The 11,741-nt window shown below is 41.5% G+C and carries 10 protein-coding genes; 4 read left to right on the top strand and 6 right to left on the bottom strand.

The genetic code is table 11. The features are described from left to right. Window positions 1-54: 54 nt before the first annotated feature. Window positions 55-1,599: an acyl-CoA carboxylase subunit beta gene (locus KQP79_RS18020; protein ID WP_004300524.1), complete on the bottom strand. Its 1,545-nt coding sequence runs from the start codon at window positions 1,597-1,599 to the stop codon at window positions 55-57. A 248-nt stretch (window positions 1,600-1,847) separates the two neighbouring features. Between KQP79_RS18020 and KQP79_RS18025 the strand changes: the two genes are divergently transcribed. The 3 genes from KQP79_RS18025 to KQP79_RS18035 all read left to right on the top strand — a co-directional run bounded on the left by KQP79_RS18025 (window position 1,848) and on the right by KQP79_RS18035 (window position 5,503). After that, window positions 1,848-2,435: a DUF3575 domain-containing protein gene (locus tag KQP79_RS18025; RefSeq protein ID WP_004300526.1), complete on the top strand. Its 588-nt coding sequence runs from the start codon at window positions 1,848-1,850 to the stop codon at window positions 2,433-2,435. A 24-nt stretch (window positions 2,436-2,459) separates the two neighbouring features. Continuing rightward, window positions 2,460-3,911, top strand: coding sequence for a DUF3868 domain-containing protein (locus KQP79_RS18030; RefSeq protein ID WP_061448371.1), 1,452 nt, complete (start codon window positions 2,460-2,462; stop codon window positions 3,909-3,911). 92 nt (window positions 3,912-4,003) lie between these two features. Beyond that, window positions 4,004-5,503, top strand: coding sequence for an L-lactate permease (locus KQP79_RS18035; RefSeq protein WP_061448368.1), 1,500 nt, complete (start codon window positions 4,004-4,006; stop codon window positions 5,501-5,503). Between the two features lie 1,102 nt (window positions 5,504-6,605). Here the strand turns inward: KQP79_RS18035 and KQP79_RS18040 are convergent. The 5 genes from KQP79_RS18040 to KQP79_RS18060 all read right to left on the bottom strand — a co-directional run bounded on the left by KQP79_RS18040 (window position 6,606) and on the right by KQP79_RS18060 (window position 10,692). Beyond that, window positions 6,606-7,055: a WG repeat-containing protein gene (locus KQP79_RS18040; protein WP_008648679.1), complete on the bottom strand. Its 450-nt coding sequence runs from the start codon at window positions 7,053-7,055 to the stop codon at window positions 6,606-6,608. Next, a complete protein-coding gene (locus KQP79_RS18045; protein ID WP_004300538.1) occupies window positions 7,055-7,300 on the bottom strand; it encodes a hypothetical protein in 246 nt (81 codons plus the stop codon). The genes KQP79_RS18040 and KQP79_RS18045 overlap by 1 nt, the downstream gene beginning before the upstream one ends. Before the next feature lie 136 nt (window positions 7,301-7,436). Then, the gene (locus KQP79_RS18050; RefSeq protein ID WP_022199190.1) at window positions 7,437-8,546 is read right to left on the bottom strand and encodes an AAA family ATPase; all 1,110 of its coding nucleotides are present in this window, start codon (window positions 8,544-8,546) and stop codon (window positions 7,437-7,439) included. Between the two features lie 2 nt (window positions 8,547-8,548). After that, a complete protein-coding gene (locus KQP79_RS18055) occupies window positions 8,549-9,256 on the bottom strand; it encodes an RNA ligase family protein (RefSeq protein ID WP_022199191.1) in 708 nt (235 codons plus the stop codon). 38 nt (window positions 9,257-9,294) lie between these two features. Next, on the bottom strand, window positions 9,295-10,692 hold the full coding sequence (locus KQP79_RS18060; protein ID WP_138343395.1) for an RtcB family protein: 1,398 nt from the start codon (window positions 10,690-10,692) through the stop codon (window positions 9,295-9,297). Window positions 10,693-11,205: 513 nt separating this feature from the next. Between KQP79_RS18060 and trxA the strand changes: the two genes are divergently transcribed. After that, window positions 11,206-11,703 (top strand): thioredoxin, encoded by a 498-nt coding sequence (trxA, locus tag KQP79_RS18065; RefSeq protein ID WP_061447516.1) that lies wholly within the window; start codon window positions 11,206-11,208, stop codon window positions 11,701-11,703. Window positions 11,704-11,741 lie beyond the last annotated feature (38 nt).

Consider the following 11,741-nt stretch of genomic DNA (forward strand, 5'->3'; position numbering starts at 1 on the left):
AACTTAAAAGAGCAATTTAATAATTTTAGGCACGGATTTAATCCATAAACAGGCTTACAGCGGTAGATTAGAATGTTTCTTAGGAGGATTCGACTGCCGTTTGTTGGCAAGCATCTCGAAACTTCGAATCAACCGCAAACGGGTTACTGCCGGATCGATTACTTCATCCACATATCCCAGTTCCGCCGCCCGGTAAGGATTGGCAAACTTTCCGCGATAATCATCCTGAAGTTCTTTCCGTTTCTCTTCGGGTTTCTCGGCTTTATCTATTTCCTTACGGAAAAGGATATTCACAGCTCCATCCGGTCCCATCACCGCGATTTCGGCGGTAGGGAAAGCAAGATTTACATCTCCACGGATATGCTTGGAACTCATCACATCGTAAGCACCACCGTATGCTTTGCGGGTAATAACCGTCACTTTCGGCACCGTAGCCTCACAATAAGCATAAAGTAATTTTGCCCCGTTACGGATAATTCCGCCATATTCCTGATCGATTCCCGGAAGGAATCCCGGAACATCTACCAGTGTCAGTAAAGGGATATTGAAAGCATCACAGAAGCGGACAAAACGGGCGGCTTTGATAGACGCATTGATATCCAGTGTACCAGCAAGCACCAATGGCTGATTAGCCACCACTCCCACCGTTTTTCCATTCAGGCGGATATATCCCGTCACAATATTCGCAGCATATTCTGCCTGAAGCTCGAAGAAACTATTATCATCAGCCACCGCTTCTATCATCTCTTTTATATTATACGGCTGATTCGGATTGGACGGAATCAAATCTGCCAGTTCCGGAGTCAGGCGAGTCGGCGAATCGCTGGTCGCTACAAACGGAGGCTCTTCCATATTATTCCCCGGCAGATAGGAGATCAATTCACGAATATAATTGATGCACTCAATATCGTTTTCCGCAGAAAGATGGGCTACACCGGACTTTGTCATGTGCACGCCTACTCCACCGAGTTCTTCTTTTGTCACTTCTTCCTGTGTCACGCTTCTCACCACATCCGGTCCTGTAATAAACATATAACCGGAGTTTTTCACCATCAAAATAAAATCGGTCAATGCAGGAGAATAAACAGCACCACCGGCACAAGGTCCCATGATTGCGCTAATCTGCGGAATCACTCCGGATGCCATAGAATTGCGCAGGAATATCTCGGCATATCCGGCCAAAGAACGTACTCCTTCCTGAATTCGTGCACCTCCCGAGTCATTCAATCCGATGATGGGTGCTCCCATCTGCATGGCCATGTCCATCACTTTACAAATTTTCTTAGCATGCGTTTCCGAAAGAGCTCCTCCAAATACGGTGAAATCCTGTGCGAATACATAAACCAGGCGCTTGCCAATCATACCATATCCCGTCACCACCCCGTCTCCGGCGAATTTCTGCTTTTCCATACCGAAATCGGTACACCGATGGGTTACCAACTTATCCAGTTCGATAAACGAACCTTTCTCCAATAATAAATCGATGCGTTCACGGGCGGTCAGCTTGCCCACAGAATGTTGTTTTTCAATGCGAGCGTCTCCGCCGCCTTTTTCTGCTTTCCTGTTCAGTACTTCCAGGTTGCTAATAAGCTCTTTCATAGGCTGTAATTATTAAAGTTGTATGTGTGTGTAAAAATAAACAGTAATAAATGAAATCATTGTCATATTGATTACACAAAGGTACTTTTATATAATGAACGCATCATGCGTGGAAATTGTTAGCATTTATGCCTTAAAACATCTTTATCCATTTATTTAGGGAGCTTTTTTTGCAGGTTGCGACAACAAACTTCCCCGCTTTTCTGTTTATCGCTTATCATTTTTAATAAAACCTATACCCTAACAAAATGAGAACAATTAAAATCTTATTAGCAGCCGGTTTCCTGCTCGTGTTCGGTACAAGTATTCATGCACAGGTACAACGGAATGAAACCTATCTACCCAAATTTGCCATCAAGACCAATGCTCTCTATTGGGCCACTTCTACGCCCAATTTAGGAATCGAAGTGGGATTGGCAAAGAAACTGACTCTCGACATATCCGGTAACTACAATCCGTGGAAGTTTGGTGACGACCGTCAAATCAAACATTGGCTCGTTCAGCCGGAATTACGCTATTGGCTCTGCGAACGTTTCAACGGAAGTTTCTTCGGTTTGCACGGACATTACGGAGAAATGAATGTCAGCAATCTGAATATATTCGGAATGGGACATGACCGTTACGACGGCAATCTGTACGGAGCCGGTATTTCCTACGGATATCAATGGATCATAAGCAAACGATGGAGTATGGAAGCTACCATCGGAGTGGGATACGCCCGTCTGGAATATGATAAGTATGCTCGTGGTGACGGAGGTGAAAAGTTGGGACATAACACCCGCAATTATTTCGGTCCGACCAAAATCGGTCTTAGTTTCATTTATGTCATCAAATAATCGAACTCTCTAAAACTTACAATGATGAAAAGAAAACTTATTTATCTATTTATAGCTTTTGCAGCCGCCATCCTACCGGCTCATGCACAAAAATTCCTGAACGATGCGCTCACTCTCTCGAACGTATCTTTATGGCAACAAGGTAACTCTCTTTATGTCGGCATGACCTTCGACATGAAGAATCTGACAATAGGTTCCGCCCGAAGTTTAAGCCTTATTCCCCTGCTGACGGACGGACAGCATAATATACCCTTGCAAGAAATCATCGTCAATGGTAAAAGACGCGAAAAAGCATATATCCGCGGTCTGGCAATCACTAAGCAAGAACCTACCGCCATTATCGTTCCTTATAATAAAAGGGAAACTTTTAATTATACGCAGGTGATTCCTTACAAACCCTGGATGGCTAATGCCAGTTTACAACTTGTAGAGAATCTATGCGGATGCGGCAATTATCAGGAAATGAATGCACAGGAACTGATTACCAATGATGTATCTACCGAAGCCAAACGTTTAAGTGCCATGTCTCCTATCATTGCCTATATTCAGCCAACCGTAGAAGTGGTCAAAAACCGTAGCGAACAATATGAAGCTCATCTGGATTTTCCGGTCAACAAATCGGTGATCCTTACCGACTTCATGAACAATCATGCTGAATTGGTGAATATCCATGCCATGTTTGACAAAATACAGAATGACCGGAACCTGACTGTGAAAGGTATCAGTATCAAAGGTTTCGCCTCGCCGGAAGGACCTCTTGCCTTCAATGAACAGCTTTCCCAAAAACGTGCGGAAGCTTTGAAGGATTATCTGGTTAAGAACGAAAAAGTGTCTTCCAAACTATATAAAGTGACTTTCGGTGGAGAAAACTGGGATGGATTGGTAAAAGCACTCCAATCTTCTTCGATGAAGGAGAAGGAAACATTCCTGAACATCATCAAAAATACAACTGACGATGCCAAACGTAAACAGGAAATCATGCGTGTAGGCGGCGGAGCTCCTTACCGTACCATGTTGAAAGAGATTTATCCGGGACTGCGTAAAGTGAATTGCAAAATTGACTACACCGTTGTCAATTTCGATGTTGAACAAGGCCGCATCATTATCCGGGAAAATCCGAAATATCTTAGTCTGAACGAAATGTATCAGGTGGCCAACAGTTATCCGAAAGGCAGCAAGGATTTTGTTAATGTATTCGATATTGCTGTACGCATGTATCCTACTGACGCCGTAGCTAACCTGAACGCAGGAGCCGTCGCATTATCACAAAAGGATTTGGATGCAGCAGTGAAGTTTATGGAGAAAGCCGATCACAATACTGCCGAGTTCATCAACAATACCGGAGTCTACAATTTCCTTAACGGAGACATTAACCGTGCCATGGCCGCATTCGAGCAGGCAGCAAAGCTAGGTAACGAAGCTGCCCTTGCCAACTTAAAACAATTACAACAAATTTTAAGTGTGAAGATGAAATAAACAGAAAAATCTATTTATTCAACCGACCAAAGTGGGGCGTTCGTTTGTTATATCAATAATAAACGACGTTCCACTTTTTAAATCTGATAATTATGACCTTGATCCTTGCTGTTATTCCAGTGTTACTGTTGATTATACTGATGGCATTTTTTAAAATGTCAGGTGATAAAAGTAGTATCATTTCTCTGATTGTAACGATGCTGATTGCTCTTTTCGGCTTTGCTTTCTCGGTAGACAATCTGTTTTACTCCTTTTTATATGGAGCATTAAAAGCTGTCTCTCCTATCTTAATCATTATTTTGATGGCTATTTTCAGTTATAATGTATTGTTGAAAACTGAAAAGATGGAGATTATCAAACAGCAATTCGCATCTATTTCTACCGATAAAAGTATTCAGGTGTTATTACTGACTTGGGGATTTGGAGGTCTATTGGAAGCTATGGCCGGCTTCGGAACAGCAGTAGCTATTCCGGCGGCAATTCTTATCAGTCTGGGATTCAAGCCTATCTTTTCGGCAACGGTGAGTCTGATTGCCAATAGTGTAGCCACTGCTTTCGGAGCAATCGGAACTCCGGTATTAGTATTGGCCAAAGAAACGAATTTGGACGTATTGCATCTTAGTACGAATGTCGTATTGCAATTATCCGTTTTAATGTTCCTGATTCCGCTGGTTCTACTTTTCCTTACTGACTCCAAACTTAAATCGCTCCCGAAAAATATATTCCTGGCTTTATTGGTAGGCGGAGTCTCTTTAGCCAGCCAATATGTGGCAGCAAAATATATGGGTGCTGAATCTCCGGCCATAATCGGCAGTATTCTTTCTATTATCGTAATCGTTATTTATGGAAAACTTACTGCATCCAAAGAAGAGAAAACACGAAAAAGTCATCTGAAAACGAAAGATATATTAAATGCATGGAGCATTTATTTACTGATTCTGTTTCTGATTATTCTGACCAGTCCGCTCTTTCCGGGATTGCGTCATACTTTAGAGAACAATTGGATTACGAGAATCAGTCTGCCTATCAATGCGTCCACCGTCAATTATACTATTTCCTGGCTGACTCATGCCGGAGTATTGCTTTTCATCGGTACTTTTATCGGTGGATTGATTCAGGGGGCTAAAGTAAAAGATCTGTTCATCGTTCTTTGGAATACCGTGAAGCAGTTGAAGAAAACATTCATTACGGTTATCTGCCTCGTGGGGTTATCTACTATTATGGATAGTTCCGGAATGATCGCTGTGATTGCCACAGCACTGGCTACGGCTACCGGAAGTTTGTATCCGTTATTTGCTCCGGTTATCGGTTGTCTGGGAACATTTATCACCGGAAGCGACACCTCTTCCAATATCCTTTTCGGAAAGTTGCAAGCAAACGTGGCTGGGCAAATTCATGTCAGTCCGGATTGGCTGTCTGCTGCAAATACAGTAGGTGCTACAGGGGGTAAGATTATCTCTCCACAAAGTATTGCCATTGCTACTTCTGCCGGAAACCAACAGGGAAAAGAAGGTGAAATACTGAAAGCAGCTATTCCTTATGCTTTAATATATGTGGCGATTACAGGAATTATTGTTTATATTTTCAGTTAATTACCCTAAAATTGAAGAAGATAATAATACTGTTAACAAAGCGTGATAATACTTCCGCTTAACCATTAGATATTAAAACATTTAGCTCGTTTTTGCACGGTTTTGATTCTTTTCACCACAGAGGACACGGAGGACACAGAGGTGAATTTGGTTTATGACTTACGGTTGTGACCCTAATTTTGATGCGTAATCCTCCTACTATAAAGTTGAAAAAATATGAAAACATCTGCCACCTGCAACGAAAAGCGCGTAATGCACTAGTTGATAAATAGTTGGAGCGTTGCAGATACCTGCGGCAGATAGGTTGCAGATAAAGTATCTGCAACACAGTATAAACCTTACATAAGCTAATTCTCCATGAGTGCAGAAGTTTATTGTATACATTAACTTCCCGTTTCCAGGCGGGGAACTGTCGTTTCCGGCATTAGAAATTACAGTTTCCACAGCAGGAAACGAGAGTTTCTAAGGCGGGACACTACAGTTTCTACGTAAGGATACTGTCGTTTCCCCGTAGAGATACCAAAATTTCTCCATAGAGTCACCCCAATTATCCCATAGCTTTGCATAAAGGAATCAAGGCTTTTTCTTTGATTATATAACGTGTTGCAGATACTTTATCTGCAACCTATCTNATAAAGGAATCAAGGCTTTTTCTTTGATTATATAACGTGTTGCAGATACTTTATCTGCAACCTATCTGCCACAGGTATCTGCCACGTTCCAACTATTTATTAACTAGTGTATTACACGCTTTTCGTTGCAGGTGGCAGATGTTTTTATGTTTTTCAACTTTATAGTAGGAAAAACTTTCATTCATTTCCGTACCGTATTGTGAATACTACTAAAAAACACCTAGCAGTTTAAGCAGATGTACTTGGTTAACTATATACATCTTGAGAATGTAAAATATTTGCAGAAACGACTTAATGCAGGATCCGATGAAGAAAATAGCAGTAAAACACTGATATAAACCGGTTCTTCTTGGTAGAAAACGTACGAAAAGTGCCAGAAATAAGCAATCACCTTTACTACAGCATTAGCGTAGTGAGGGTGATTTCAACTTATTCTCTCTCACATCTTTCCTTGAAACTGTTAAATATAACTACAAATAATTTTTAAATATCTTATCTATTATACTTTTCTGAAGCATCACTTCCATAACAGGTGTTTCTCTATCATATTTATAATATCTCTTATCTTTACGCACATAAATATATCTAATATACTCATAACCTGTAGCACACCATTCCTCAATATCAAATCTAATATCATCATATTCGAAAGGAAGCACTAATCTATTATTTATATCAACAGCTCCATATTTACTATCCTTAGTTACTATTACAACATCTTTAGTTACATAATCCAAACTATCATATTCTGTAGGAAGTAATACTTTACCGATATAATCAATAATTCCCACTTTTTTATCTTTCACAACATAATGCGCGGAAGGCCCATATTCCCACCATGAAGAAATCGAATCATACTCGCAGGGAATTAGCTGCTCACCATCCTTCATCACCACTCCCACCTTATCCTGCCTCTTCACTACAAGGCTTTTTCAGCCAAGACCAAATTAAAGTCATCATCAGCTGAAATTTCCTGTAATTTTCCAAAGCCGAAAATAGTATCTCCTTTATTATCCAGCCAAGCATAACCACGTTCACCACACAAAATAACGCCCCATTTCCCTTCCTGAATATATATGATATCGTTCTCTTCTTGTGCATATCCTATAGAAGATACTAATAAAGAGAATAAAAGTAAAATATAAGTTTTAACTATGTGTTCCATGATATCAGAATTACAACCATCATAATATTCTCAAATATAACGGATATAATTCTGATACACAATAATTCTTCTAACAAATAACAATTCTATTTCTCATCATCAAATGAGTGGCTCTAGAATCAACTTTTCACGTTGCTTATACCACATGATATACGACTTCATGCGCTTCCGCCAGTTGAGGAACCTCCAGTTTATCCAACATTTTATCTAAAACAGATTCAGGAAGTGCATATTCCCTGCTTTTATTTTGTTGACGCCAAATGTGGTATGGTTGTTCCAGATAGACTATCTTTACTTTTGCACCATAATCAACAAACAAATCAATCAATTGAGCACGCATCTGACGAGTTATGTTAGTAGCATTCCAAACAAACTCCTGACCTTTGCGGAGATACGTTCTGGCTTCCTCTTTCGCTGTTTGCACTACCCATCCATTCGCAGACTTATCCGTAGGACTCAATTTGTGTTTTCGACGAATGACGTCCAAACTCACCACCGGAACATCTATGCCAGCAGATTGAATATAATAATCCTTCCCCATTCCCGGAAGTCCTGACAACATCGTCACTTCACATTTAAACTGTTCGTGAGGGACATAATCAATATAACTGTCTTCAGTATGGAAGTAATGAAAACGTGCATAATCAGTGGCAAATTCTCTTGGTTTCTTCCAACAATCCTGTTCACGGCAGAAAATCTCAAACAGTTCCAGTGCTTCCAGCAGTTCATTCTTATCTTCACAAATGCGTCCTCTGATATCAGCGTCGGCCAACATCTTTAGTAATAAAGTATCTACCCGTAAAGAAGCTTCACAGAGTTTCTTCACAGAGTCAGGCTTCTCCATCAGCCAAACAGGTAATCCATGGTACCGGACTAAAGATGCAATCTGTTCCCGGATATGGAATGGAGCAGGACAATCCCGGTATAAAATAGTGCGGACAGTGTACTCTCCTTTTCTGGCATGTCCTTTAGCAGATACCCGCCCCTCTCCTTCATCCACGGAAGTTGAACGTTTTTCAACATCATGCAACAAGGCAGATGTCCAAATGATTTCTTTCTCCAAAGTAGAAAGAGAATGATAAGCGGAAGACTGCTGCAATGCCTCCAACACCATACGGGTATGTTCGGCTACACTTCCCTCGGCATGATAACGAATATCCTGCTGAACAGTATTCATTTCGCGCACCCACTCGAACTGTTGTTCGAGTGAGCACCACGATTTATCTTCTACCAATTTCCAATTCATCTTTATTCCTCCTTTTCATTATTAAATTCCCAAACAAGCGGGGCACGCTTCCAGTTACGTGTCCAATGCTCATCTGTTTTAACATGTCCTTTCCGCACATACTTAAATACATTATGTGCAAATTCGCTTACCGGATATTCTCCGACATTGCGGCTGACTACTCCCTCACGGGTACAAACCTCTTTCGTCCACGGATCACAAGAGCCGAAAATAGCCGGTTCTTGTGACATACGGATAATTTCCTGTTTCAAAAGTTCTGGTGTCAAACCGGAAACAGGCTCTATCTTCAACTCCGGAACAGTAGGAAGGTCAAATAAAGCTGCATAAAACTTTACTTCTTCCCATGACAGCCACTGATCCATACAACGGGCTGCAAAGACATAAAAATGCGTTTCTAATCGCTGATATTCTATGGAATGCACAGCATATAGATTCTCTCCAAAGATTTCTATATCACCCAAATCATTCTTTATCAATTCCCAACGCTCACGCAGTTGCCTCGTCCAGGGTGAAGTAGTGGGAGCAGCATGCGAACGGGCGAAAACGCCCCACTGACTTAAACAATTATTCTCTCCATCCAGCTTCTCGGTATGCACCAATGTCCGAATCCGTTGGATGTCCTCCCAATACGTATGGTTAATCCGGTCGTCACTAGTCGTTCCGGGAGAGAACGGATAGTGATAGGTGCGACCATATTTCTCTGATATCATTTTCTTCTTTTAATTAAATACTAATTTCTTTCATCGCATCACTCCTTATTCATTCGAACGATTCGAGGCATAAATTTACCTTGCACTTCTACCAGTGTCTCCTGCATATACATCACTCTGTCAATGTCCTTATATGCCAGTGGCATTTCTTCCACGCTCCCACCAATCAAAGTCACTCCCGCCTGCGACAGTAGCTTCTTCAAAGCCGATTGCGTAAAACTATCTTTTGCCTTCTGGCGGGACATCGCCCTGCCGCCTCCATGAGAAGCCGAATTTAAAGCAGCTTCCATCCCTTTGCCACAAACCAGATAACCGGCAGTAGCCATGCTACCGGGAATCAATCCCGCTTGTCCTTTCTGTGCCGGAGTAGCCCCTTTACGATGTACGATTGCCATACGCCCCGGTACTATTTCCTCTCTCCAAGCGAAGTTATGATGGTTGTTGACATTAGCGAGCGGCTTCAACCCTAATGCTTTCGCCAAATTCAAATGAATCCGTTCATGACAGGCACGGGCATAATCGCCTGCCAGATTCATACTCATCCAATACTCCTGCCCCGCTTCAGTGTTTAAATCCAGCCAGGCAAAATGCTGTGCTTCACGGGGAAGCCTGCACACCTCACGTGCCAACAGGCTGTAATGTTTGGCAATGGCAGCTCCCAATCCTCGTGAACCGGAATGTGACAACAATGCCAGATAATTTCCTTCCGGAAGATTCAACACGTTATTTTCTTGCAGAGCGATCTCGCCGAACTCTACAAAATGATTGCCACCACCAGAACTCCCCAGTTGACGTACTGCCTTTCCATGCAAATCCCTCAACAAAGGTGTCAAACGGAATTCTTCCCTATCCAACACCTCATGTTCCTGCTCAAAACCCAATCCGCCATCCATACCGAAATGGGTGAAATCTTTCAAGGCTTCTTTCATCTGATAGGTACATCGTTTCAGGAAGTCGGCGCTGGCATCAAATACCGTCAGGCTCATCCGACAACCGATATCAACGCCTACGGCATACGGAATCACTACATTATCCGTAGCAAGCACTCCACCGATAGGTAACCCGTATCCGGCATGAGCGTCAGGCATCAATGCTCCGACCACCGTTACAGGTAAGCGCATAGCCAGGTTCATCTGTTGTTTGGCAAGCGTTTCGATAAATTTACCTCCATAGGTTTTATACCTCAACGGCTCATCCAATAAATCATAAGCTATAAACTCTTTCGCTATTATAGTAGGCGAAAGGCGTTCGGCCAGCTTATTCCAAATTTCATTATTTTTGTAAGATTCGGGATGCTCGAGTATATCGCTCAATGTCATTTCAATCTGTTCTTTAGTGTCGTATTTGCAATGTTTGCTCACAATGTCCACTACCAGACTGCGGGCAACATTATCCCGGTATCCCAGTTTGCTTAAATCTTTTAATCGTATTCCCATACTCTTTTTTCGTTCGCATACAGCATTCCCTGTCGGCCTCACCGGCAGACAACAATGTAATACACGTGATACCAATGCTTTGGATATGGATATGAAATACCCCACCACCGCATTAAAGTGATTAATTTAAAATATAAAAAGTGATTGCAGGACTAATCAACCATTACCGCTTGTTAGTAGAATTGCGGTCAATATAAGAACCATAGGTTCAGTGTAAAAACAGTAAGTTGCAAAGCCTCATCCTCTCGATGAGACAACTTAGTCCTAATTTGAAAATATTATAGCTCCAACATAATTAATACCCTTTCCATCTGTTTTTAAAGGGTGAATACTCATTTTATCGCGGCAAAATTAGTGCTTATTTTTATTTCCTCCAAAGAATAATAGACAAATTTTAGCGTTCGGTAACTATCCGAGGGAAGTTTTGCCAAGAGTTTCTGTCAAATTGCTATTTTTTACTCCCTTTATATCCCCTATCTTTGCAACATAGAAAACAAAAAGAAAGAATAGTATATGAAACTAATGAAAGGTTTATTGAGTGCCTTTGCCGTTATATTGGCAACCACAGCTTGTGCAGGCAACAGCGGAGAAAATAAAAAGAGTAATGAATCAACAAAGGAGGATAATAAAATGGAAGTAGTAGCATTAAATAAAGCCGATTTTTTAAAGAAAGTATATAATTATGAAGCCAATCCGAACGATTGGAAATTTGAGGGCAGCCGTCCTGCTATCGTAGATTTCTATGCTACCTGGTGCGGTCCATGTAAGGTGATGCACCCGATTCTGGAAGAACTTAGCAAAGAATATAGCGGTAAAGTAGATATCTACCAGATTGATGTGGACAAAGAACAAGATCTGGCAGCGGCATTCGGTATCCGCAGCATCCCTACCCTATTGATGATTCCAATGAAAGAGGAACCTAGAATCATGCAGGGAGCTATGCCCAAAGACCAGCTTAAAAAAGCAATTGATGAATTTCTTCTGAAACAAAATAACGAAGCAAAGCAATAGACTTCGACTTTTTTCTCGTCATGGCAACTGCCCTCTAT

The organism is Bacteroides sp. DH3716P (genome assembly GCF_025914115.1).
GTDB classification, from domain to species: Bacteria; Bacteroidota; Bacteroidia; order Bacteroidales; family Bacteroidaceae; genus Bacteroides; species Bacteroides ovatus.

Bases quoted from the DNA above. Each gene is read 5' to 3' on its own strand.
- KQP79_RS18020 (WP_004300524.1), bottom strand. From the start codon at position 1,599: ATGAAAGAGCTTATTAGCAACCTGGAAGTACTGAACAGGAAAGCAGAA.
- KQP79_RS18025 (WP_004300526.1), top strand. From the start codon at position 1,848: ATGAGAACAATTAAAATCTTATTAGCAGCCGGTTTCCTGCTCGTGTTC.
- KQP79_RS18030 (WP_061448371.1), top strand. From the start codon at position 2,460: ATGAAAAGAAAACTTATTTATCTATTTATAGCTTTTGCAGCCGCCATC.
- KQP79_RS18035 (WP_061448368.1), top strand. From the start codon at position 4,004: ATGACCTTGATCCTTGCTGTTATTCCAGTGTTACTGTTGATTATACTG.
- KQP79_RS18045 (WP_004300538.1), bottom strand. From the start codon at position 7,300: ATGGAACACATAGTTAAAACTTATATTTTACTTTTATTCTCTTTATTA.
- KQP79_RS18050 (WP_022199190.1), bottom strand. From the start codon at position 8,546: ATGAATTGGAAATTGGTAGAAGATAAATCGTGGTGCTCACTCGAACAA.
- KQP79_RS18055 (WP_022199191.1), bottom strand. From the start codon at position 9,256: ATGATATCAGAGAAATATGGTCGCACCTATCACTATCCGTTCTCTCCC.
- KQP79_RS18060 (WP_138343395.1), bottom strand. From the start codon at position 10,692: ATGGGAATACGATTAAAAGATTTAAGCAAACTGGGATACCGGGATAAT.
- trxA (WP_061447516.1), top strand. From the start codon at position 11,206: ATGAAACTAATGAAAGGTTTATTGAGTGCCTTTGCCGTTATATTGGCA.